Here is a 21,436-nt window from a genome sequence, read left to right as displayed (position 1 = left end):
GCGGGCCGTCACGCCGCGGGTCGGGGTCAGGACAGGTCGACGCCCGGGTAGAGGGGGAAGTCGGCGAGGAGGTCGGCGGCGCGCTTGGCGACGGCCCCGGCGACGGCGGGGTCCAGGGCGTACTGGGCCTTGGACGGGGCGCCGGCGGCGGTGGTGGCCGGGGTGGTGGCGCGCAGGACGGTGTCGATGAGGTCGGCGATCTCGTCCATCTCGGCGGTGCCGAGGCCGCGGGTGGTGAGCGCCGGGGTGCCGAGCCGCACGCCGGAGGTGTACCAGGCGCCGTTGGGGTCCTGCGGGACGGAGTTGCGGTTGGTGACGACGCCGGAGTCGAGCAGCGCGGCCTCGGCCTGGCGGCCGGTCAGGCCGTGGCCGGAGACGTCGGCGAGTACGAGGTGGTTGTCGGTTCCGCCGGTGACGAGCGTGCCGCCGCGGCGCAGCAGGCCCTCGGCGAGGGCCTGCGCGTTGTCGACGACCTGGCGGGCGTAGGCGCGGAACTCGGGGCGGCGGGCCTCCGCGAAGGCGACCGCCTTGGCGGCCATGACGTGCGCGAGCGGGCCGCCGAGCACCAGCGGGCAGCCGCGGTCGACGTGCTCGGCGAGTTCGGTGGTGCACAGCACCGCGCCGCCGCGCGGGCCGCGCAGCGACTTGTGGGTGGTCGTGGTGACGATGTCGGCGTACGGCACCGGGTCGAAGTCACCGGTGAGCACCTTGCCCGCGACCAGGCCGGCGAAGTGCGCCATGTCGACCATCAGGGTGGCGCCGACCTCGTCGGCGATCTCGCGCATCCTGCGGAAGTTCACCAGTCGCGGGTAGGCGGAGTAGCCGGCCACCAGGATCAGCGGGCGGAACTCGCGGGCGGTGGCGCGCAGCGCGTCGTAGTCGATCAGGCCGGTGACCGGGTCGGTGCCGTAGCTGCGCTGGTCGAACATCTTGCCGGAGATGTTGGGGCGGAAGCCGTGGGTGAGGTGGCCGCCGGTGTCCAGGGACATGCCGAGCATGCGCTGGTTGCCGAGCTCCCGGCGCAGCTCGGCCCAGTCCTGCTCGGTGAGGTCGTTGACGTTGCGGACCTCGGCGCGCTCCAGGGCGGGGCTCTCGACGCGCTGGGAGAGCACGGCCCAGAAGGCGGTGAGGTTGGCGTCGATGCCGGAGTGCGGCTGGACGTAGGCGTGGTCGGCGCCGAACAGGGCGCGGGCGTGCTCGGCGGCGACGGTCTCGACGGTGTCGACGTTGCGGCAGCCGGCGTAGAAGCGGCGGCCGGCGGTGCCCTCGGCGTACTTGTCGCTGAGCCAGTTGCCCATGGCGAGCAGGACGGCCGGGGAGGCGTAGTTCTCGCTGGCGATGAGCTTGAGCGAGGCGCGCTGGTCGTCGATCTCCCGGCCGATGGCGTCGGCGATCCGCGGTTCGACCTCGCGGACCACGTCGAGGGCGGAGCGGAAGGCGGTGTCGGCGGCGGGGGTGGCGGCCGTGTGCGGCTGCGGGGCCATGGCGGTCTCCTGGTGGGGAGGTCGGGAGGCCCAGGCGCTCGGCAACTGCGTCGTGTTCGGCACGGGGCCGCTTCCCGATGGTCGATTCCATCCGTGCGCGCCAGTCGCGGCCCGCCGGAATCGTACCAATGCCGGGCGGTCTGTGGCGGAGATCTCACCATACGGGACGGTGGCGGACATGACACGCCTTTTGCCCCGGTATGCCCGGTCCAGTGCTACGGCAGTATTGCGGCGGAATGAAACCGCAACAATTCCCGAAACAAAGTACTCGAAGTACCCCGGCGACGCCTTCGGAATGATTTGCGAGAAGTCCCCGGGATCCGATCTGATGACGCCCGTCGGCCTTCCGGGAAACCCCCGGATCGGCCGCTCGGAAATGCACGTCGGCGCCCCCTGGACCGCAGGGGGCGCAGAATTCGGGGAGTACGCCTCTCATGGCCGTGGTCGAACAAGTCGCCGCACCGGACGCCCCGGCGCCGTCCCCGGCGCCCGTCCCGACGAGCCTGCTGCGCCGCGTCTGCCGCGACCGCACCGGGGCCGTCGCGCTCGGCGTCGTGGTGTTCTTCCTGCTGATCGCCGTGGCGGCCCCGCTGATCGCCGCGCTGTACGGCAAGAACCCCACCGAGCACTACGGCCAGAACGTTCCGGGCCTGCTCAGCGACGGCGGCCTGCCGATCGCACCGAACGGCGGCATCTCCGGCGACTACTGGTTCGGCCTGGAGCCCGGCCTCGGGCGCGACGTGTTCACCCAGCTGCTGTACGGCATCCGCACCTCGCTGCTGATCGCCTTCGCCTCGGCCGCCGTGACCACCGCCCTCGGGGTGCTGGCCGGGGTCGCGGTGGGCTACCTCGGCGGGGTCACCGACCGGCTCTTCGGCTTCCTGTCGAACGTCCTGCTGGCCTTTCCGACGCTGCTCCTGCTGCTCGCGCTCAGCCCGGTGATCCAGTCCCGGCTGGTCGATCCGGGCACCGCGGAACCGGAGTGGATGCAGTTCCTGGTGCTCGTCCTGGTCTTCTCCGCGTTCGGCTGGATTCCGCTCGCGCTTTCCCTGCGGGCCGCCGTCCGGTCGCTCCGCGAAAGGGATTTCGTGCAGTCCGCCCGGGCGCTCGGCGCCGGCGGATTCCATATCGTCTTCCGGGAACTCCTGCCGAATGTCCGGGCGCAGCTGCTGGTGCACGCCACCATGGCGGTGCCGACCTTCGTCGCCTCCGAGGCGGTGCTGTCCTTCCTCGGCGTGGGCGTCAACGAGCCGGTCCCGGACTGGGGCCGGATGATCTCCCGCGGCTCCGAGGTCTTCCAGGCCGACCCGACCTACATGTTCTTCCCCGGCCTCGCGCTGCTGGCCTTCGTGCTCGCCTTCAACCTGCTCGGCGACGCCGTCCGGGACGCCCTGGACCCGCGCGCCGCGCGCTGAGGCCTCCTCCCGAAACCTCCCTCGTTCACACCGTTCACCCGACCCGCCCCGGAGCTCCCGGGGCAAGGAGAGATTCGCCATGCGCTGGATCAGACCGTCCCTCGCCGTCGTCGCGACCGCCCTGCTGGCGACGTCCTGCTCGGCCGGCGCGGGCACCACCGGCAGCGGCCCGAGCGCCGCCGCCAAGGACAGCTCGCCGCTGACCGCCGCGCTCGGCACCGAGCAGGAGAGCGCCGGCCCGGCCCCCGCCGTCCCCGGCGCCCGCCCGGGCGGCACGGTGAACGTCTACAACGCCACCGACTTCCGCCACCTGGACCCGCAGAAGGTGTACGCGGGCGCCGCCTACAACACCTCGCTGCTGTGGGGCCGCCAGCTGACCCAGTACCAGGTGGTCGACGGCAAGGCCAAGCTGGTCGGCGACCTCGCCACCGACACCGGCACCTCCACCGACGGCGGCCGCACCTGGACGTACAAGCTGAAGGAGGGCGTGGCCTGGGAGGACGGCCAGCCGATCACCTCCCAGCAGGTCAAGTACGGCATCGAGCGCTCCTTCGGCAAGGGCTACGAGGTCGGGCCGCCGTACTGGCCGCAGTGGCTCACCGGCGAGGCCAGCTACGACGACGCCCGCAAGAAGTACGGCGGCCCGCAGGACGGCGACCTCGCCGCGATCGAGACGCCGGACGAGCGCACCGTCGTCTTCCACTTCCCGCAGCCGCAGGCCGACGTGCCGTACATGGCCGCGCAGTCCTCCTCCTCGCCCGTGCGCAAGGACAAGGACACCGGCGTCGACTACGACCGCCAGCCGTTCGCCACCGGCCCGTACCGGATCGTCGAGCACGTCCAGAACACCCGGCTGGTGCTGGAGCGCAACCCGAACTGGAAGGCGGAGACCGACCCGATCCGCCACCAGTACCCGGAGAAGTTCGTCTTCAGCTTCGGCAAGGAGGCGCTCAACATCAACCAGGAGATCCTCTCCGGTCGCGACGGCGGCGCCGACGCCACCACGGTCTCCACCCCGCTCTCCCCCGAGCTGTACCAGACCGTGGACACCGACCCGAAGGCCAAGGAACTGGTCACCTCCGGCCGGCGGGGCGCCTTCGTCACCTACCTCATGGTCAACAACGAGCGGGTGAACGACGTCGAGGTCCGCCGGGCCCTCAACCTCGCCTACCCGCGCCAGCAGGCCCGCCAGGTCCAGGGCGGCAGCCGGGTCGGCGAGTTCGCCAGCACGCTCAGCTCGCCCGCCCTGGTCGACTGGCAGAAGTACGACCTGAACCCGGCGAAGCCGGAGGGCGACCCGGAGGCCGCCAAGGCCGCGCTGGCCAAGGCCAAGCAGCCGCCCGCGCCGCTCACCTACGCGTACGCCAACACGCCCGACGGGCAGCGGGTCGCCCAGGTGCTGGTCGACGGCTTCGCCAAGGCCGGCATCACGGTCGTGCCCAAGCCGGTCGACGCCAAGGCCCTGCTGGACGAGGCGCACCGCGCCGACTCCCCGTACGACCTGTGGGAGGAGACCAGCTCGGTCGACTGGCCGACGCCCTCCACCCTGATCCCGTTCTCCTTCGACGGCCGTGCCAACGCCGACCTCAACTCCGCCCGCTACCGCAACGGCGAGGTGGACAAGGAGATCGACCGGATCAACCAGATCGGCGAGCCGCACGCCAAGGCCAAGGAGCTGTACGCCCTGGAGCAGACGGTGATGAAGGACCTGCCGGTGCTGCCGTGGGTCTACCCGAACGTCGACCAGCTGCACGGTGCCAACGTCGGCGGCTCGTTCATCCACCCGATCTACGGGTCGGTCAGCCTCGCCTGGCTCTACCTGAAGTCCTGACGCCCCGAAGTCCCCGGACGGTCCCGCCGCGCGCCTCCCCCGAGGAGCGCGCGGCGGGACCACCACCCCGACGCCCCCCGACCCCGGACCGGCCACCATGCTCTCCTTCGCCCTGCGGCGGATCCTCCAGGCGCTCGCCGTCCTGGCCGCCGTCTCCGCCGCCGCCTTCGCCCTCTTCTACGCCGGCCCCGCCGACCCCGCGCGCGCCGCCTGCGGCCCGCGCTGCGACACCGGCCAGGTCGCGGCGGTCCGCACGAGCATGGGCCTGGACCAGCCGCTGCTCGCCCAGTACACCGACTACCTCACCGGGATCGTCGCCGGCCGGGACGTCCAGGACGTCGACGGCTCCACCCGCCACTGCGACGCGCCCTGCCTCGGCTACTCCTACCGGCTGCACCAGCCGGTCACCGAGGCGCTGGCCGACCACCTGCCGGTGACCGTCTCGCTGGCGGCGGGCGCGCTGGCCGTGCTGGTGCTGTTCGGGCTCGGCACCGGCTTCGTCGCCGCGCTGCGGCACGGCACCCGCACCGACAAGCTGCTGTCCGGCTTCACGCTGGTCGGCGCCAGCGTGCAGATCTACTTCCTCGGCTACGTCGCGCAGTGGGGGCTCGTCTACACCACCGGACTGCTGCCGCTGCCCTCCTACACCCCGCCGGCCACCGACCCCGTCGCCTGGGCGGGCGGTCTGCTGCTGCCCTGGATCGTCCTCGGCTTCGTCAACTCGGCGGTGTTCGCCCGGCTCACGCGCTCCCAGCTGCTGGAGACGATGAACGAGGAGTACGTGCGCACCGCCCGCGGCAAGGGCCTCGGCCGGCTGCGCACCCACCTCAAGTACACCTCGCGCGGCGCCGCCGGACCGCTGGTGCAGCTGCTCGGCCTGGAGGCGGGCGCCCTGCTCGGCGGCGCGGTGATCACCGAGACGGTGTTCGGGCTGAACGGCGTGGGCCGCTTCGCCCTGGAGGCCGTCGAAGGGCAGGACCTGCCGGCCGTGGTCGGCGCCGTCCTGCTGGCCGCCTGCTTCGTCGTGCTGTTCGTCGCGCTGGCCGACCTCGCGGTGGCCTGGCTCGACCCGCGCATCCGCCTCGGCTGACCGTCCCCGCCGCCCCCTTCTGGAGCCCCACCGTGAACCCCTCCCCCGCCGCCGCCCCCGGGCACCGCGCCGAGCAGCACGCCGACCAGCACGCCGAGCCGGCGGTGCTCAGCGTCCGGGACCTGTCCGTCACCTTCGCCGACCCGCGCGGCGGCGCGCCCGTCGCCGCCGTGCGCGGGCTCTCCTTCGACCTCGCCCGCGGCGAGGTGCTCGGCCTGGTCGGCGAGTCCGGCTCCGGCAAGTCCGCCACCGGGCTCGCCGTGCTCGGCCTGCACGACCCCCGCACCACCACCGTCACCGGCTCGATCCGGCTGGCCGGGCAGGAGCTGGTGGGCGCCGGGGAGCCGGTGCTGCGACGGGTGCGCGGCGGGCGGGTGGCGCTGGTCTTCCAGGACGCGCTGACCTCGCTCAGCCCCTTCCACGGCGTCGACGCGCAGCTCGCCGAGATGTACCGGCTGCACCACCCCGACGCGGGCCGGGCCGAGGCCCGCCGGCGGGCGGCGGCGATGCTCGACCGGGTCGGCATCCCGGCCGCCCGGGTCCGCGACTACCCGCACCAGTTCTCCGGCGGCATGCGCCAGCGCGTGATGATCGCGATGGCGCTGATGAACGACCCCGACGTGCTGATCGCCGACGAGCCGACCACCGCGCTCGACGCCCGCGTCCAGCGCCAGGTGCTGGACCTGCTGGGCGAGCTGCAGCGCGAGCACGGCACCGCGGTGCTGCTGGTCAGCCACGACCTCGGGGTGGTCGCCGGCACCACGGACCGCACCCTGGTGCTGCGCGGCGGCCGGCCGGTGGAGAGCGCGCCGACCGCCACCCTGCTGGCCGCGCCCCGCGAGTCGTACACCCGGGCTCTGGTGGGCGCCGCGCTCACCCTGGACTCGGTCCCGGGCACGCCGCTGCCGACCGTCGACGACCCGTCGCCCGCGCCCCGGACCGCCGCCCGCACCGGGCCGTCCGACGCGGTGGCCGGCGCGCCGCCCGCGCCGGACCGCCACTGGCTGGTCGAGGTCGAGGACCTCGCCGTGCACTTCCCCGGCCGCCGCCGCGGCCTGGCCCTGCCGGGGCGCGGGCGGCCCGCACCGGTGCGCGCGGTCGAGGGCGTCAGCCTGCGCATCGCCCCCGGCGAGACGCTCGGCCTGGTCGGCGAGTCCGGCTCCGGCAAGTCCACCACCTCCCGGGTGCTGGCCGGCCTCCAGGCCGCCACCGCCGGCACCGTCCGCTACGACGGCGTCGACGCCACCGCCCCCGACCGCGCGCTGCGGCGACGGCTCGCCAAGGAGGTCCAGCTGGTCTTCCAGGACCCGTACGCCTCGCTCAACCCGCGCCGCACCGTCGCCCAGACCCTGGACACCCCGCTGCGGCTGCACACCGCGCTGGACGCCGGGCAGCGGCGCGCCCGCTCCGCCGAACTGCTGGAGCAGGTCGGCCTGCCGGCCGCCCACCTGGACCGCTACCCGCACGAGTTCTCCGGCGGCCAGCGCCAGCGGATCGGCATCGCCCGGGCGCTCGCCCCCGAACCGCGGCTGATCATCGCCGACGAACCGGTCTCCGCTCTGGACGTCTCGGTCCAGGCGCAGGTGCTCAACCTGCTGATGGAGCTGCGCGAACGCCTCGGCGTCGCCTTCCTGTTCGTCTCCCACGACCTCGCGGTGGTGCGCCACTTCTGCGACCGCGTCGCCGTGATGCACCGCGGCCGCCTGGTCGAGTCCACCGACCGCGACCGGCTCTTCGCCGCGCCGCACACCGACTACACCCGGGAGCTGCTCGCCGCCGCGCACTAGCCAGGAGCTGTCCGGTACTCCGGTGGGAGTTCTCCCTCGGGCCCCGCTCACCAGGTCACGGGCAGTGACCGCATCCCATAGATGAACGACTCGGTACGGAACTCGCGCTCGCCGGCCGGCCGCAGCCCCGGCAGCCGGCGGAACAGCGTCTCCAGGGCGATCTGGAGTTCGGCGCGGGCCAGCGGCTGGCCCAGGCACTGGTGCACGCCGAAGCCGAAGGCCAGTTGCCGCCGGGCGTCCCGGTCCAGGTCCAGCTCGTCCGTCGCCCGATGGCCGGCGCCGCCGAACACCGCCTCGTCCCGGTTGGCGGTGGAGAGCATCGCCATCACGCCCTCCCCGGCCCGGACGGTGACGCCGCCCAGCTCCACGTCCTCCAGCGCCACCCGGGGCAGGCCGGTGTGCACGATGGTCAGCAGCCGCAACAGCTCCTCCACCGCGCCCGGCAGGGTGGCCGGGTCGGCCAGGCCGGGGATCTGCTCGGGGTGCTCCAGCAGCAGCGCGGTCGACAGCGAGATCATGTTCGCGGTCGTCTCGTGCCCGGCGATCAGCAGCAGCACGCCCATGCCGGCCACGTCGTCCGGGGTCAGGTCGTCCCGCGCCGCGAGTCGGCTCAGGACGTCGTCCTCCGGCTGTGCGCGCTTGCGGGCCGTCAGGTCACGCAGGTAGTCCCGGACCTCCTCCTGGGCCTCCCGGAGCTGCTCCACGGTGCTCTCCTGGTTGAGCATCGTGCGGCTCAGGCGCTGGAAGCGGTCGTGGTCCTCGTACGGCACGCCGAGCAGCAGGCAGATCACCAGCGAGGGCACCGGCAGCGCGAAGTCGGTGACCAGGTCGGCCGTGGTCCGGCCCGCGGTCATCCGGTCCAGTGCCTCGTCCACGATCCGCTGGATCTCCGGGCGCAGCGCCTCCACCCGCTTGACCAGGAACTCCCCGGTGAGCATGCGGCGCTGGCGGGCGTGCTCGGGGTCGTCGAGCCGCAGGAAGTCCGGATTGTCGGTGATCAGCTCGCGAGCTCCGGCGACCAGCAGCGGGAAGGCCGGGTGGCGTATGTCGGCACTGAACCGGCGGTCGGACAGCACGGTGCGGACCTCGGCGAAGCCGGTGACCAGCCAGCAGAGGTCGCCGTCGGGCAGCTCGGCCCTGGTCACCGGCCCGGTGGCGGCGGCCTCGGAGTACGCGGACGGCGGGCCGAACGGGCAGCCGCCGGAGTGCCGGGCCGGCAGGGGGAGGACGGGGGTGGTGGGTGCGGTGGTCAAGGCGGGGGTCTCCTCACGTCGTGGGTGTTCTCGTGGGGTTCGGGGCCCGGGAAGGTTCCCGGCGGCCCGCGGGGCCGGCGGCGGGGGCCGTCAGGCCCCGGTCCGCGCGGGCTCGTCCCCGGTGACGGTGATCGCCCGGCCCGGGCAGAGCTCGGAGGCGAGTCTCACGTCGTCGAACTGCTCGGGCAGCAAGACGGTCCGACGAAGCCTCACGAGACTGTCCCGGTCGTCCTGGTCGAAGACCGCGGGGGCGTTCGTCACGCACATGCCGGAGCTGCAGCAACGGTCCCGGTCGACACTCACCTGCATGTCGGGCACCTTTCGCCAGGGCGGCGCCGACTGCCCGGCGGCCGCCTCTCGTTGTCACGGTCAACCTAGCCATCGCCGGTCCGTTCACGGAGGGGTCCGGTGGCCGGATCGAGAATGGCCGATTCGGCCCCTGTGCGTGAACTCCTTTGCCGCGCACTGCGTTTCAACTCGCGGCACTTCGCCGGACGGGTCGGCGGACCCGGCCGCACGGACGGCCCCACAAGCCTTCAGTGGTGGCCAACTCCCGTACGGAGGAAACCGTTTCGTCCTCGGCGGCGCTCTTGTCCGGCCGGTGGCGCACCACCCGGGCGAATCGCAGGACCGGCCCGCCGGGGTAGCGGGGGCTGCCCTGCGGGGTAACCGGGGCTGCCCCGCAGGGCCGGCCCGGCGGGGCAGCGGGGGCTGCGCTGGAGGCCGTCGAAGGCGACCTCGACCAGTTCCGGCCGGACCAGCGCCGTCCGGATGTCCCGCCCGGTCTCCCGGGCGAGCAACCCGGCGGGCCGACCGGCCGGCCGGTCAGCCGGCGGGCCCCGGCGCCGCCGGCCCTGCGCCGGCCCTGCGCCGGCCACTTCGCGGCTTCGGCTGCGCGCCCGGCACCCGGCGGGTTAGCGTGCTGCGTCCGACCGTTGCGCCTGAACTCCGTTGTGATTGCCGGGAACGACCAGCCGGGGGAGACGTGTCCGAGGAACTGCTGCTCGCGAGGATCAACCACGGCTTCGACCACCTCGACGCCGACGGGGACGGCCTGCTGACCGAGCACGACCACGTGCTGATGGGCCATGCGGTGGCCCGCTCGCTGGGCCACGCCGAGGGCTCGCGCGCCGAGCAGCGGATCGTCGCCGCCTACCTCGCCATCTGGCGGGACCTGCACGTCTCCCACCTGCCGATCGGGACCACCGCGATCAGCCGCCGGCAGTTCGTCGCCTCCACCCGCGCGCTCGCCGACGACCCGGTGGCCGCGCGGACCGTGTTCGGGGCGCTCGCCGAGGCCTTCCTGGCCATCGCCGACGTGGACGGCAGCGGGACGGTCGACGCGGGCGAGTTCTTCGTCTTCCAGCGCGGCCACTTCTCCGCGCTCTCCCGCGACGACGCGGACGAGGCGTTCCACCGGCTCGACCTGGACGGCGACGGCACGCTCTCCGCCGAGGAGTTCGTCTCCGGCCTGATCGAGTTCTGGACCAGCCGCGCCCCGCAGGCCCCCGGCCACTGGTGGGCCGGCCGCCCGCCCTACCTCGGCTGACCGGCCTCACCCGGCGGGGCGGCCCGCCCCGGCCGACCGGCCGTCACTCCTCCACGTCGTCCGGGAAGTCGCGCAGCGCGCGCACCTCGCGGGTCAGCAGCAGCGGCAGCAGGGAGAGCAGCGCCACCCCGGCGACCACCCAGAGCGCCGGACGCGTACCGACCGCCGACCCGAGCAGACCCCCGGCGGCAGCGCCCAGCGGCAGGGTGCCCCAGATGACGAAGCGCACCGAGGCGTTCATCCGGGCCTGCAGCGCCGCCGGGGTCACCGCCTGCCGCAGGCTCACCTGGGCGATGTTGTAGGCGGTGATGCCACAGGCCATCAGCCCGGCCGCCGCCGCCAGGGTGGGGACGGCCCGGCCCGGCTCGGCCGTGGCGAGCAGCAGCACGCCGAGGCAGGGCAGGAACCGGGAGGCCAGCAGCAGCCGGCCCAGGCCCAGCACCCGGACCAGCCGGGCGGTGAACAGCGCGCCGAGCAGGGCGCAGGCGTTGCCGAGCATCAGCGCGAGGCCGAGCCGGCCGGGCGAGAGCCCGAGGTCCCGCAGGGCGAAGGCGGGCAGCAGGGCGCTGAGCGCGCCGCCGAGCCCGGCCAGGTTGGCGACGGCGGTGGCCAGGGCGAGCGAGCGCAGGGCGCGGTGGCGCAGCACGAACCGCAGGCCCTCGGCGATCCGGGTGCGCATCCGTTCCGGCGCCGCGGGCGGTCGCGGGTCCGCCCCGGCGGCCGGGGCGGCGACCGGGGCGGCGACCGGCCTCGGGGGGCGGATCGCGCCGAGGAGCAGCGCCGAGACGAGGTAGCTGGCCGCGTCGGCGAGCAGGACCAGCGGGGCCGTCACCCACTGGAGCAGCAGGCCGGACAGGCCCGGTCCGGCGAGTTCGGCGGCCGAACGGGAGAACTCCAGGCGGCCGTTGGCGTCCGCGACCTGGCGGCGGCCGACGACCTCGGGCAGGAAGGCCTGGTCGGCGATGTCGAAGAAGACGGTGAACAGGCCGGTGACGAAGGCGACCGCGCAGAGCAGCGGCACGCTCAGCACGTCCAGCGCGTGGCCGAGCGGGACGACGCCGAGCGCGACCGCCCGGCCCGCGTCCGCGGCCACCATCACCCGCCGCCGGTCCCAGCGGTCGAGCAGCGCGCCGGCGGGCAGGCCGACCAGCAGGAAGGGCAGGGTCTCGGCCGCCGAGACCAGGCCGAGCTGGCCGGGGGTCGCGCCGACGGTGGCGAGCGCGAGGACGGGCAGGACGAAGAGGCTCAGCTGGGTGCCGAACTGACTGACGGTGTGGGCGGACCAGAGGGCGGCGAAGTTCCGCTGCCGCCACAGGGCCGGTGGCGGGGCGGCCGCGGGTCCCGCCCCGGTGGCCGTCGCCGTCCGCGTGCTCGTCATACCGCTCCCCCGGTCCCGGCGCCGGCTCCCCCTCCGGGCCGGGCACCCGACGGATGGTAGTCGAATGATCCGCTCCGGCGCGGGCACGCGGCGGATCCCGGACCGGGGCCGGGGCGTGCGCGGCGGGCGCCACCCTGAGCACCCTGCTCGCCACCTGGTCCGGCCCCGCGGACCGAGGCCGCCCGCGTAGGCTGGCGGGCATGCTCCTGTGGATCAACGGCCCGTTCGGCGGCGGCAAGACGCAGGTCGCGCACGAGTTGCTGCGCCGGCTGCCCGGCAGTGTCGTCTGCGACCCGGAGGAGGTCGGCTTCGGTCTGCACCGGATGACCCCGAAGCCGCTGCGCGGCGACTTCCGGGACCTGCCGGCCTGGCGCCAGGGCGTGTTCGAGGTGCTGGATCGCACGCTCGCCGGCCACCGGGGCACGGTGATCGTCCCGATGACGGTCACCGAGCCCGGGCACTTCGCCGAGACGGTCGGCCGGCTGCGCGAACGCGGCCACGACGTACGGCACTTCGCGCTGCTCGCGGAGCGCGAGGTGGTGCTGCGGCGGCTGCGCGAGCGCGGCGGCGGCCGGGCCGTCCAGCTGATCGCCGGCAAGGAGGCGCCGCTGCGCCGGGAGTCCTTCGCGGTCACCCGGCTGGACCACTGCCTGGAGCGGCTGAGCGGCCCCGCGTTCGGCGAGCACGTGCGGACCGACCGGCTGACCGTCTCCGAGGTTGCCGGCCGCCTCGCCGCCTCCGCCGGCCTGGCGCTCGCCGCCGACACCGACGGCCCGCTGCGCGCCCGGCTGCGCCGCGCCGCCGTCGGCGCGCGCCACATCCGCTTCGTCTGAGAGGACGGCGACACACCGTGCGACGGTTCATCCTCACCGGCACCCCGGGGTCCGGGAAGACCACGCTCCTGGAGGAGTTGGCGCGGCGCGGCCACGACGTCGTGCGGGAGGCCGCGACCGACGTGATCGCCCGGCGGCAGGCCGCCGGGGAGGCGGCGCCGTGGGAGCGGGCCGGCTTCGTCGACGAGGTGGCGGACGTGCAGCGGGCCCGCGCCGCGGCGGGGCCGTCGGCCGCGGCCGGGGCGGTCCGGTTCCACGACCGCTCCCCGGTCTGCACCGAGGCGCTCAGGATCTTCCTCGGCCGCCCCGCCTCGCCCGCGCTCACCGCGGAACTGGACCGGATCGGGGCCGAGGCCACCTACCGGCGCGAGGTGTTCTTCGTCCGCGGGCTCGGCTTCGTCGAGCGGACCGCCGCCCGCCGGATCTCGCTCGCGGACGCGCTCGCCTTCGAGCGGCTGCACGAGGAGGTCTACCGGGCACGTGGCTACCGGCTGATCGAGGTTCCGGCGGCGGCGGTGTCCGCGCGGGCGGACCTGGTCGAGGTGGCGGTGCGGGAGATGCTCCCGGAGGTCTGATCAGGCCTCCGGGACGGTGCGGGCGACCAGGGTGTCGACCAGGGCCGGGAGGGCGTCGGGACCGAGCACGCCGGGCAGGGTGAGGTGCTCGACGAGCAGGCCGGTCATCGCGAGGTAGAGGACGACGACGGTCTCGCGGTCGCCGGGCAGGCCCTCGTCCAGGTGGTAGGCGATGTTGGCGTCCAGCTGCTCGCGGACGGTGGCGGTGAGCCGGGCGCGCACGTCCGGGCGGCGGGTGGCCTCCAGGCGCAGTTCCAGCAGCGCGAGGTAGCCGGAGCGGTCGGCGTCGATGCGCCGCACCAGGTCGTGCATCAGGGCGGTGACCAGGGCCCGGTCACGGGGCGCGCGCAGCAGCTCGCCGATGATCACCGGGTCGGGGGTGAGCCGGTGGTGCACGTGCCGGGCGGTCTGGTCGAGCAGGTCCTCGCGGCCGGTGAAGTAGTTGGACGCGGTACCGGCCGGGACGCCCGCCCGCAGGTCCACGGCGCGGAAGGTGAGTCCGCGCGCCCCCTGCTCGGCGAGGACGTCGACGGCCGCGTCGGTGAGCGCGGCACGGCGGGCGGGGTTCTGGGCCATCGCTGAAGCTCCCTCAGAAAATCTCTTGCAACCACTACAGACGAAGTACTATAACTGTCGTGGTTGATCGATCCGAACGGAGTCGGTCCGAACGGAGTCGGTCCGACCGAAGTCGGTCCGACCGAAGTCGATCCGAACAAAGGACATGGATGCGAAAGCTCACGTACTACGTCGGCACCACCGTCGACGGCTTCATCGCCGCCCCGGACGGCGACTACCAGTTCCTCATGCCGTACGTCGGCGGGGAATTCCTCTCCCACCTGTGCACCGAGTACCCGGAGACGGTGCCGACCCCCGGCCGGGCCGCGCTGGGGATCGCCGAGGCGCCCAACCGGCGCTTCGACACCGTGGTCATGGGCCGCGGCACCTACGAGCCGGGGCTGGCCGTGGGCCTCACCAGCCCCTACGCCCACCTGCGGCAGATCGTCTTCTCGCGCGGCCTGGGCGAGAGCCCCGACCCCGCCGTGGAGGTCACCGCGGCCGACCCGCTGGACGTGGTGCGGGAGCTCAAGCGGCAGGACGGCCTCGGCATCTGGCTCTGCGGCGGCGGCGAGCTGGCCGGCCGGCTGCTGCCGGAGATCGACGAGCTGATCGTCAAGCAGTCCCCGGTGGCGATCGGCGCCGGGGTGCCGCTGTTCCGCGCGGGCTTCGCCCCGCACACCTTCACCCTCACGGACTCCCGGGTCTTCCCCAACGGGGTCACCGTGCGGACCTTCGGGCGGACGGGCGCGCCGACAGCCGGCTGACGCTCACCACCAGGCAGACGCCCGCGACCACGATCGCCCCACCCAGCAGGGTGGGGCCGGTCAGCGGCTCGGCCAGCACCAGCCGGCCCAGCAGCACGGCCACCACCGGGTTCACATAGGCGTAGGTGGCGACCAGGGTGAGCGGGGCCGAGCGCAGCAGCCAGGCATACGCGGTGAAGGCGACCAGCGAGCCGAACACCACCAGGAAGCCCAGCGCCAGCCAGGAGCGGGTGGAGATGTCGCCGGGGTGCAGACCGTGCTGCTCCCCGCGGGCCAGTCCGATCAGCGCGTTGCCGAGCCCGCCGGCCAGCATCTGGTAGGCGCTGGCGGCGAGGACGTCGGCGGGCATCCGGATGCGCTTGGACGCGAAGGAGCCGAACGCCCAGGTGAGGGTGCCGCAGAGGATCGCGACCACCCCGGCGGGCGCGATGTCCCCGCCGACCGCGGGGGCGGACAGCACGGCCAGGCCGACCAGTCCGAGCAGCACGCCGGCCAGCTCGGCCGGCTTCGGCCGGTCCCCGCCCGCCGCCGTCAGCAGCACCATCCACAGCGGTACGGCGGCGACCAGCAGCGCGGCCAGGCCCGAGGGGACCCAGGTCTCGCCGAGCACCACCAGACCGTTGCCGCCGGTCAGCAGCAGGCCGCCGACCAGGGCCGAGGAGCCCAGCTGCCGCCGGTCCACCCGCAGGCCGGACCGGCCGTGGCGGACGGCGACGAACCCGGCGAGCAGCAGTCCGGCGGTCAGGAAGCGCGCGGCGGCGGAGAGGAAGGACGGCATCGTCTCGACCGTGATCCGGATCGCCAGGTACGTCGAGCCCCACACCACGTAGACGACGGCCAGCGCCACCCACACGCCCGCCCCGAGCCGCGCCGCGGCGGGAGCGGGGCCGGCGGGCGCGGCGTCCGCGGGCGCGGCCGGTCCGCGCTCGGCGGGAGCTGTCACGGGTGTCCCCCTTGGACGGTGCTGGCAGGTGTACCCGCCATGACACCGCATCGGGCACCCCGCGCGCCAGTGGGTATCACCGAACGGGCACCATCGACGTTTCCACCGGCCCCCCGTTCGAGGAGGAACCCCCGTGCCCGCCGCACCCGCCGCCCTGCCCTTCTTCGTCTACGGCACCCTGCTCACCGGGGAGCGCAACCACGCCGCCTTCCTCGCCGGCCGGTGCGCCGAGGTGCGGGCGGCGGTGCTGGAGGGCGCGGCGCTGCACGAAGGGCCCGGGTTCCCCTACGCCGTACCGGACCCGGCGCCGGGGCGGCGGATCAGCGGCGAGCTGGTCACCGTCCACCCGGCCGCCTACCCGCGGGCGCTCGCGGCGCTGGACCGGCTGGAGGACTGCCGGCCGGACGGCCTCGGCGCGTACGTGCGCGAGCGGCTCACCGTCCGGACGGCGGACGGCGCGACGGCCGACGCGTGGGTGTACCTGGCCGGACCGGCCGCCGCCGCCCGGCTGCGCGCCCGCCCGGCGCTGATCGCCTCCGGCGACTGGCGCCGGCGCTGAGAACGCGGCCCGGGGGCGCGGGCCCGGCGGACCCGCGCCCCCGGCGGCGGGAGCGGCGGAGGACGGCAGGGCGCCGTCAGGCCTTGCCGACGCCCTTGGCGATCCGGTCGCCCAGCGCCTTGTCGACATTGCGCCAGTACTGCACCGCCCGCTCCAGCACCGGATCGCTCACCCCGCCCTGGAGGTGCCCGACGATGTTGGAGACCAGCCGGTCGCGCTGCGCGTCGTCCAGCACCTTGCGCACCATGGTGCCCGCCTGCCCCCAGTCGTCGTCCTCCCTGTGCAGCGAGTACGCCTCGCGCACCATGTCGCCCGAGCTGTGCCAGCCGGCCGACGGGTCGTCGTAGCGCCGGGGGTCCGCGGCCGGCCCGCCGTAGGAGTTGGGCGCGTAGGGCCTCGCCGTCCGCGCCGGGTCGAAGCGCATCGGCCCGTCCTTGGCGTAGGAGTGCGCCGGCACGTGCGGGCGGTTCGGCGGCAGCTGCGCGTAGTTGGGGCCGATCCGGTACCGGTGGGTGTCCGGGTAGGAGAAGATCCGGCCGAGCAGCATCTTGTCCGGCGAGACGCTGATGCCCGGCACCAGGTTGGCCGGCTCGAAGGCGGCCTGCTCGATGTGGACGAAGTAGTCCTCCGGGTTGCGGTTCAGCGTCATCGTCCCGACCCGGATCAGCGGGTAGTCGCCGTGCGGCCAGACCTTGGTCAGGTCGAAGGGGTTGAAGCGGTAGTCGGGCGCCTCGTCGAACGGCATGACCTGCACGTACAGCGTCCAGGACGGCGGGTTGCCGCCCTCGATGGCCTCCCAGAGGTCCTGCCGGTGCAGGTCGGGGTCCGAGCCGGCCAGCCGGTCGGCGTCCGCCTGGGTGAGGAAGTCGATGCCCTGGTCGGTCTTGAAGTGGTACTTCACCCAGAACCGCTCGCCGCCCCCGTTGACCCACAGATAGGTGTGCGAGCCGTACCCGTTCATGTGCCGGTACGACTTCGGGATGCCCCGGTCGCCCATCAGCCAGGTGACCATGTGCGCGGACTCCGGCGAGAGCGTCCAGAAGTCCCACTGCATGTCGTTGTCGCGCAGACCGTTGTCCGGGCGGCGCTTCTGCGAGCGGATGAAGTCCTGGAACTTGATGGTGTCGCGGACGAAGAAGACCGGCGTGTTGTTGCCGACCAGGTCGTAGTTGCCGTCCTCGGTGTAGAACTTCAGCGCGAAGCCGCGCGGGTCGCGCCAGGTGTCCGGGCTGCCCTGCTCGCCCGCCACGGTCGAGAAACGGGCCAGCATCTCGGTCCGCCGGCCCGGCTGGAACAGGGTCGCCCTGGTGAACCGGCTGACGTCCTCCGTCGTCTCGAAGACGCCGTACGCCCCGGCTCCCTTGGCGTGCACCACCCGCTCCGGCACCCGCTCCCGGTTGAACTGGGCCATCTTCTCGATCAGGTAGTGGTCGTGGAGCAGGATCGGGCCGTCCCTGCCCACCGTGAGCGAGTTGTCGTCGCTCGGCACCGGGACGCCGGCGTTGTTGGTGGTGTACGGGACCGCTGACTCGGACATGCTGTCCTCCGTTGCGTGCTGAGGTCCCCCCGGAGGTGTTCCCGGCACGACGCTAACCCGCTGCGACCGGGCCCGCACCCTGGCTCACCGGCCGCCGGATACCGCCAGGTAGGCTGCCCACACCCTGGTCCCCGGCCCGCCGGCGATCAGCCGCCGAGCCGGCGACGACCCGGCGACGACCCACCGCCGACCCGCCCCGAGGAGCCCACCGGTGCCCCAGCAGCCACCCCCGATCACCGTCGTCGGGATCGGGGCCGACGGCTGGCCCGGGCTCGCCGGCACCGCCCGCGCCGCGCTGCGGGCGGCCGGCGCCGTGATCGGCGGCCCCCGGCAGCTCGACCTGCTGCCCGCGGACGAGGTGGCCGCCGAACGGGTGCCGTGGCCGTCCCCGCTGCGCCCGGCCGTGGCCGGACTGCTCGACCGCTACGCCGGACGCCCGCTCGCCGTACTGGCCAGCGGCGACCCGATGTTCTACGGCATCGGCCGCACCCTCGCCGAGACCGCCGGCCCCGAGCGGCTGCGCGTCCTGCCGCACCCCTCCTCCGTCGCGTACGCCTGCGCCCGGCTCGGCTGGCCGCTGGAGGCCACCGAGGTGGTCAGCCTGGTCGGCCGCCCGCTCGACACCCTGCGGCTCGCCCTCAACCCCGGGCGCCGGCTGCTCGTGCTCAGCGCGGGCGCCGCCACCCCGGCCGCCGTCGCCGGGCTGCTCGCCGCGAGCGGCCACGGCGCCGCCCGGCTGCACGTCCTCGAACAGCTCGGCGGCCCCGGCGAACGGCGCCTCGACGGCCCCGCCGACGGCTGGCCGCACCCGCCCGGCGACCCGCTCAACGTGATCGCCGTCGAGCTCCCCGCCGACGGCCCGCGCACCCCCGTCGTCCCCGGCCTGCCCGACGGCGCCTACGAGAGCGACGGCCAGCTGACCAAGCGGCACGTACGCGCCGCCACCCTGGCCACCCTGGCGCCCGTCCCCGGCGAACTGCTCTGGGACGTCGGCGGCGGCTCCGGCTCGATCGCGATCGAGTGGCTGCGGGCCCACCGCGACAACCGGGCCGTCACCGTGGAACGCGACCCGGTGCGGGCCGAGCGGATCGCCCGCAACGCCGCCGCGCTCGGCGTGCCCCGGCTGCGGGTGGTCACCGGCGCCGCCCCGCGGGCGCTGGCCGGGCTGGCCGCGCCCGACGCGGTGTTCATCGGCGGCGGGCTCACCGCGCCCGGTCTGCTGGACGCCTGCTGGGCGGCGCTGGCGCCCGGCGGCCGGCTGGTCGCCAACACGGTGACCCTGGAGTCGGAGGCACTGCTCACCGACCGGTACCGGCGGCACGGCGGGGAGCTGCTGCGGCTCGCCGTGGCGCACGCCGTCCCGGTCGGCGGCTTCACCGGCTGGCGCCAGGCGATGCCGGTCACCCAGTGGTCCGTCGTCAAGCCCGCCACCACGCCCGCGCCCCCCACCTCCGAGGAGAACGCCCCGTGACCGTCCACTTCATCGGGGCCGGCCCCGGCGCCGCCGACCTCATCACCCTGCGCGGCCAGCGGATCCTCGCCCGCGCCGAGGTCTGCCTGTACGCCGGCAGCCTGGTGCCGCGCGAGCTGCTCGCCGAGTGCCCGCCGGGCGCCCGGCTGGTCGACACCGCCAACCTCACCCTCGACGCGATCACCGACGAGCTGGTCCGCGCGCACGCCGCCGGACAGGACGTCGCCCGGCTGCACTCCGGCGACCCGTCGGTGTTCAGCGCCGTCGCCGAGCAGATGCGCCGGCTCGACGCGGCCGGGGTGCCGTACGAGGTGGTGCCCGGCGTGCCGGCCTTCGCCGCCGCGGCGGCGGCGCTCAAGCGCGAACTGACCGTGCCGACGGTGGGCCAGACCGTCATCCTCACCCGGATCGCCAAGCGTGCCACCCCGATGCCGCCGGGCGAGGACCTCGCCACCCTCGGCCGCAGCGGCGCCCTGCTGGTGCTGCACCTGGCCGCCGGGTACGTGGACGACGTGGTCGAGCAGCTGCTGCCGCACTACGGGGCCGACTGCCCGGCCGCCGTGGTCGCGATGGCCAGCCGGCCGGACGAGCTGGTGCTGCGCGGCACCGTCGGTGACATCGCCGGACAGGTGAAGGCGGCGGGCGTGGTCCGCACCGCGGTGATCCTCGTCGGGCGCACGCTCGGCGCCGGGCAGTTCCGCGACAGCCACCTCTACTCCGCGGACCGCGAGCGCCCGCACGAGCCCTGCGGCGCGTGAGCGGGGGAATCGCCCGATGACGCACGTCCTCCTCCTCGGCGGCACCACCGAGGCCCGTGCCCTCGCCGCCGCGCTGGCGGCCGGGCGGCCCGCCGTGCGAGTCACCAGCTCGCTCGCCGGGCGGGTCGCCGAGCCCCGGCTGCCCGCCGGAGAGGTGCGGATCGGCGGCTTCGGCGGCCCCGACGGCCTCGCCGCCTGGCTGCGCGCCCAACGGGCGGACGCGCTGGTGGACGCCACTCACCCGTTCGCCGCCGCGATGTCCCGCAACGCCGCCGAGGCCGCCGCGGCGACCGGCGTACCGCTGCTCGCCCTGCGCCGCCCCGGCTGGGCGCCGGTGCCGGGCGACCGCTGGCACCGCGTCCCCTCGCTCGCCGCGGCGGCGCACCTGCTGCCGTCCCTCGGCCGGCGGGTGCTGCTCACCAGCGGCCGGCAGGGCATCGGCGCCTTCGCCCACCTGGACGGCCTGCACTTCGTCGCCCGCTCGGTCGATCCGCCCGAGCCGCCGCTGCCCGCCTCGCTGGACGTCCTGCTCGACCGCGGCCCGTTCACCCTGGACGGCGAGCGGGCGGTGCTGCGCGAGCACCGGATCGACGTCGTGGTCACCAAGGACAGCGGCGGCGCGGCCACCGCGCCCAAGCTCACCGCGGCCCGCGAACTCGGTCTGCCCGTGGTGGTCGTGGACCGCCCGCCGGCTCCGGCCGGCGTCCCGGTCGCGGAGAGCGTCGAGGCCGCCCTGGCGTGGCTGGCGGACCGTTGATTCCCGTGCCGGGCCGGTGTCCGCCCTGCCACCATGGCCCGATGACGGATGCCTACGACCTCGCCGACGCCGCCCGCACCGAGCCCCCCTCGGCCGGCGACGAACGTGCCACCCTGACCGCCTTCCTGGACTTCCAGCGCGACACCTTCGCGATGAAGTGCGCCGGGCTGACCACCGCCCAGCTCCGCGCCCGCCCGCTGTCCTCCTCGACGCTCTCCCTGCTCGGCCTGACCCGCCACCTCGCCGAGGTCGAGCGCAGCTGGTTCCGCAACGCCCTCAACGACGAGGCCCGCCCCGGCTTCTGGAAGCACCCGGACGGCAGCTTCGCCGAGTTCGACGCCGACGAGGCCGACCCGGACGAGGCCTTCGGCATCTGGCGCCGCGAGTGCGCCCACGCCCGGGAACTCGTCGCCGCCGCCCCGTCGCTGGACGTCCTCGGGTACCTGCGCCCCGACGGCGGGCAGAGCTGGTCCCTGCGCTGGATCCTCACCCACATGATCGAGGAGTACGCCCGCCACAACGGCCACGCCGACCTCCTCCGCGAACACCTCGACGGCCGCACCGGCGAGTAGCAGCCGCACCACGGCGGAAGGCTCCGGACGATGAGAACCCGGCAGAAGGGAAGCGGCACCCCCGGCCCACAAGGAGCCGTGGAACGAGATCGTGCCGGGCCTCTGGATGGGCGGGCACGACTTCACGCCGCCCGGCGGCAGACCAGAGCCCGCCGTCGCGGGACGGGAGTTCGACCTGGCCGTGAGCCCGTTCACGCTGCCCGGCCGTGGGGGGGCGGGGGGGGGCCCGGCCCCCGGGGGCCGGGTACCGAAAAGAATTGGGGGGAAGTGTAGATAGGGGCGCCGCTAGGATTGATTCGGACGCCGACGTGAGAGGAGACAC

General features: G+C 74.7%; 20 protein-coding genes, 1 pseudogene and 1 riboswitch. Of the genes and pseudogenes, 13 read left to right on the top strand and 8 right to left on the bottom strand.

The annotated features are described in order from the left end of the window. Positions 1 to 26 precede the first annotated feature (26 nt). Complete coding sequence (locus tag ABZW10_RS33545; protein ID WP_355373736.1) at positions 27 to 1,484, bottom strand: glycine hydroxymethyltransferase; 1,458 nt, start codon at positions 1,482 to 1,484, stop codon at positions 27 to 29. Between the two features lie 21 nt (positions 1,485 to 1,505). Continuing rightward, positions 1,506 to 1,602, bottom strand: a riboswitch (ZMP/ZTP riboswitch). 316 nt (positions 1,603 to 1,918) lie between these two features. On the opposite strand from ABZW10_RS33545, the gene ABZW10_RS33540 reads away from it, so the two are divergent. From ABZW10_RS33540 to ABZW10_RS33525, 4 genes are all read left to right on the top strand, one after another. After that, positions 1,919 to 2,899 (top strand): ABC transporter permease, encoded by a 981-nt coding sequence (locus tag ABZW10_RS33540; protein WP_355373733.1) that lies wholly within the window; start codon positions 1,919 to 1,921, stop codon positions 2,897 to 2,899. A 79-nt stretch (positions 2,900 to 2,978) separates the two neighbouring features. After that, positions 2,979 to 4,730: an ABC transporter substrate-binding protein gene (locus tag ABZW10_RS33535; protein ID WP_355373730.1), complete on the top strand. Its 1,752-nt coding sequence runs from the start codon at positions 2,979 to 2,981 to the stop codon at positions 4,728 to 4,730. 97 nt (positions 4,731 to 4,827) lie between these two features. Continuing rightward, complete coding sequence (locus ABZW10_RS33530; protein ID WP_355373728.1) at positions 4,828 to 5,820, top strand: ABC transporter permease; 993 nt, start codon at positions 4,828 to 4,830, stop codon at positions 5,818 to 5,820. Between the two features lie 32 nt (positions 5,821 to 5,852). Continuing rightward, positions 5,853 to 7,607, top strand: a complete 1,755-nt coding sequence (locus ABZW10_RS33525; protein WP_355373725.1) for an ABC transporter ATP-binding protein — start codon at positions 5,853 to 5,855, stop codon at positions 7,605 to 7,607. 47 nt (positions 7,608 to 7,654) lie between these two features. Here the strand turns inward: ABZW10_RS33525 and ABZW10_RS33520 are convergent, their stop codons facing one another. The 3 genes and pseudogenes from ABZW10_RS33520 to ABZW10_RS33510 all read right to left on the bottom strand — a co-directional run. Further along, positions 7,655 to 8,860: a cytochrome P450 gene (locus ABZW10_RS33520; protein WP_355373722.1), complete on the bottom strand. Its 1,206-nt coding sequence runs from the start codon at positions 8,858 to 8,860 to the stop codon at positions 7,655 to 7,657. Positions 8,861 to 8,950: 90 nt separating this feature from the next. After that, entirely contained in the window at positions 8,951 to 9,169 is a 219-nt protein-coding gene (locus ABZW10_RS33515; RefSeq protein ID WP_355373719.1) for a ferredoxin, read from the bottom strand. A gap of 163 nt (positions 9,170 to 9,332) precedes the next feature. Further along, positions 9,333 to 9,618 (bottom strand): annotated as a pseudogene (locus ABZW10_RS33510) (hypothetical protein); the annotation flags it as partial. A gap of 227 nt (positions 9,619 to 9,845) precedes the next feature. On the opposite strand from ABZW10_RS33510, the gene ABZW10_RS33505 reads away from it, so the two are divergent. Beyond that, complete coding sequence (locus ABZW10_RS33505; protein ID WP_355373716.1) at positions 9,846 to 10,409, top strand: EF-hand domain-containing protein; 564 nt, start codon at positions 9,846 to 9,848, stop codon at positions 10,407 to 10,409. 43 nt (positions 10,410 to 10,452) lie between these two features. Here the strand turns inward: ABZW10_RS33505 and ABZW10_RS33500 are convergent, their stop codons facing one another. Next, positions 10,453 to 11,787: an MFS transporter gene (locus ABZW10_RS33500; protein ID WP_355373713.1), complete on the bottom strand. Its 1,335-nt coding sequence runs from the start codon at positions 11,785 to 11,787 to the stop codon at positions 10,453 to 10,455. Between the two features lie 200 nt (positions 11,788 to 11,987). Between ABZW10_RS33500 and ABZW10_RS33495 the strand changes: the two genes are divergently transcribed. Together ABZW10_RS33495 and ABZW10_RS33490 are read left to right on the top strand one after the other, a co-directional pair. Then, positions 11,988 to 12,620, top strand: coding sequence for an AAA family ATPase (locus ABZW10_RS33495; protein WP_355373710.1), 633 nt, complete (start codon positions 11,988 to 11,990; stop codon positions 12,618 to 12,620). Positions 12,621 to 12,637: 17 nt separating this feature from the next. After that, positions 12,638 to 13,195 (top strand): AAA family ATPase, encoded by a 558-nt coding sequence (locus ABZW10_RS33490; RefSeq protein WP_355373707.1) that lies wholly within the window; start codon positions 12,638 to 12,640, stop codon positions 13,193 to 13,195. Here ABZW10_RS33490 and ABZW10_RS33485 read toward each other — a convergent pair whose 3' ends face one another. Then, on the bottom strand, positions 13,196 to 13,771 hold the full coding sequence (locus tag ABZW10_RS33485; RefSeq protein WP_355373704.1) for a TetR family transcriptional regulator: 576 nt from the start codon (positions 13,769 to 13,771) through the stop codon (positions 13,196 to 13,198). 149 nt (positions 13,772 to 13,920) lie between these two features. Here ABZW10_RS33485 and ABZW10_RS33480 point away from each other — a divergent pair, with 149 nt between their 5' ends. Beyond that, on the top strand, positions 13,921 to 14,517 hold the full coding sequence (locus ABZW10_RS33480) for a dihydrofolate reductase family protein (protein ID WP_355373702.1): 597 nt from the start codon (positions 13,921 to 13,923) through the stop codon (positions 14,515 to 14,517). On the opposite strand, the gene ABZW10_RS33475 is transcribed toward ABZW10_RS33480, so the two are convergent. Next, the gene (locus tag ABZW10_RS33475) at positions 14,471 to 15,370 is read right to left on the bottom strand and encodes an EamA family transporter (RefSeq protein ID WP_355373795.1); all 900 of its coding nucleotides are present in this window, start codon (positions 15,368 to 15,370) and stop codon (positions 14,471 to 14,473) included. The two genes, ABZW10_RS33480 and ABZW10_RS33475, sit on opposite strands and share 47 nt — an antisense overlap. A 223-nt stretch (positions 15,371 to 15,593) precedes the next feature. Here ABZW10_RS33475 and ABZW10_RS33470 point away from each other — a divergent pair, with 223 nt between their 5' ends. Continuing rightward, positions 15,594 to 16,019, top strand: coding sequence for a gamma-glutamylcyclotransferase family protein (locus ABZW10_RS33470; RefSeq protein WP_355373699.1), 426 nt, complete (start codon positions 15,594 to 15,596; stop codon positions 16,017 to 16,019). Between the two features lie 76 nt (positions 16,020 to 16,095). Here ABZW10_RS33470 and ABZW10_RS33465 read toward each other — a convergent pair whose 3' ends face one another. Next, on the bottom strand, positions 16,096 to 17,556 hold the full coding sequence (locus ABZW10_RS33465) for a catalase (RefSeq protein ID WP_355373696.1): 1,461 nt from the start codon (positions 17,554 to 17,556) through the stop codon (positions 16,096 to 16,098). A gap of 211 nt (positions 17,557 to 17,767) precedes the next feature. Here ABZW10_RS33465 and cbiE point away from each other — a divergent pair, with 211 nt between their 5' ends. Genes cbiE through ABZW10_RS33445 form a run of 4 tightly spaced genes read left to right on the top strand, consistent with a single transcriptional unit; the run spans position 17,768 to position 21,114 of the window. Continuing rightward, a complete protein-coding gene (gene cbiE / locus ABZW10_RS33460; RefSeq protein ID WP_355373693.1) occupies positions 17,768 to 19,027 on the top strand; it encodes a precorrin-6y C5,15-methyltransferase (decarboxylating) subunit CbiE in 1,260 nt (419 codons plus the stop codon). Beyond that, on the top strand, positions 19,024 to 19,785 hold the full coding sequence (gene cobM, locus ABZW10_RS33455; protein WP_355373691.1) for a precorrin-4 C(11)-methyltransferase: 762 nt from the start codon (positions 19,024 to 19,026) through the stop codon (positions 19,783 to 19,785). Before cbiE ends, cobM begins: the two co-directional genes overlap by 4 nt. A 16-nt stretch (positions 19,786 to 19,801) precedes the next feature. Then, positions 19,802 to 20,542 (top strand): cobalt-precorrin-6A reductase, encoded by a 741-nt coding sequence (locus ABZW10_RS33450; RefSeq protein ID WP_355373688.1) that lies wholly within the window; start codon positions 19,802 to 19,804, stop codon positions 20,540 to 20,542. Positions 20,543 to 20,583: 41 nt separating this feature from the next. Next, positions 20,584 to 21,114: a DinB family protein gene (locus ABZW10_RS33445; protein ID WP_355373685.1), complete on the top strand. Its 531-nt coding sequence runs from the start codon at positions 20,584 to 20,586 to the stop codon at positions 21,112 to 21,114. Positions 21,115 to 21,436: the final 322 nt, after the last annotated feature.

It is taken from the genome of Kitasatospora sp. NPDC004723 (assembly GCF_040609255.1).
Lineage (GTDB): Bacteria > Actinomycetota > Actinomycetes > Streptomycetales > Streptomycetaceae > Kitasatospora.
This window is presented reverse-complemented; position numbering and strand designations above follow the sequence as displayed.

Excerpts from the sequence above, each read along its gene's own strand:
- ABZW10_RS33535 (WP_355373730.1), top strand. The coding sequence starts at position 2,979 with ATGCGCTGGATCAGACCGTCCCTCGCCGTCGTCGCGACCGCCCTGCTG.
- ABZW10_RS33495 (WP_355373710.1), top strand. The coding sequence starts at position 11,988 with ATGCTCCTGTGGATCAACGGCCCGTTCGGCGGCGGCAAGACGCAGGTC.
- ABZW10_RS33545 (WP_355373736.1), bottom strand. The coding sequence starts at position 1,484 with ATGGCCCCGCAGCCGCACACGGCCGCCACCCCCGCCGCCGACACCGCC.
- ABZW10_RS33500 (WP_355373713.1), bottom strand. The coding sequence starts at position 11,787 with ATGACGAGCACGCGGACGGCGACGGCCACCGGGGCGGGACCCGCGGCC.
- ABZW10_RS33445 (WP_355373685.1), top strand. The coding sequence starts at position 20,584 with ATGACGGATGCCTACGACCTCGCCGACGCCGCCCGCACCGAGCCCCCC.
- ABZW10_RS33450 (WP_355373688.1), top strand. The coding sequence starts at position 19,802 with ATGACGCACGTCCTCCTCCTCGGCGGCACCACCGAGGCCCGTGCCCTC.
- ABZW10_RS33515 (WP_355373719.1), bottom strand. The coding sequence starts at position 9,169 with ATGCAGGTGAGTGTCGACCGGGACCGTTGCTGCAGCTCCGGCATGTGC.
- ABZW10_RS33465 (WP_355373696.1), bottom strand. The coding sequence starts at position 17,556 with ATGTCCGAGTCAGCGGTCCCGTACACCACCAACAACGCCGGCGTCCCG.
- ABZW10_RS33540 (WP_355373733.1), top strand. The coding sequence starts at position 1,919 with ATGGCCGTGGTCGAACAAGTCGCCGCACCGGACGCCCCGGCGCCGTCC.
- ABZW10_RS33480 (WP_355373702.1), top strand. The coding sequence starts at position 13,921 with ATGCGAAAGCTCACGTACTACGTCGGCACCACCGTCGACGGCTTCATC.
- ABZW10_RS33485 (WP_355373704.1), bottom strand. The coding sequence starts at position 13,771 with ATGGCCCAGAACCCCGCCCGCCGTGCCGCGCTCACCGACGCGGCCGTC.
- ABZW10_RS33530 (WP_355373728.1), top strand. The coding sequence starts at position 4,828 with ATGCTCTCCTTCGCCCTGCGGCGGATCCTCCAGGCGCTCGCCGTCCTG.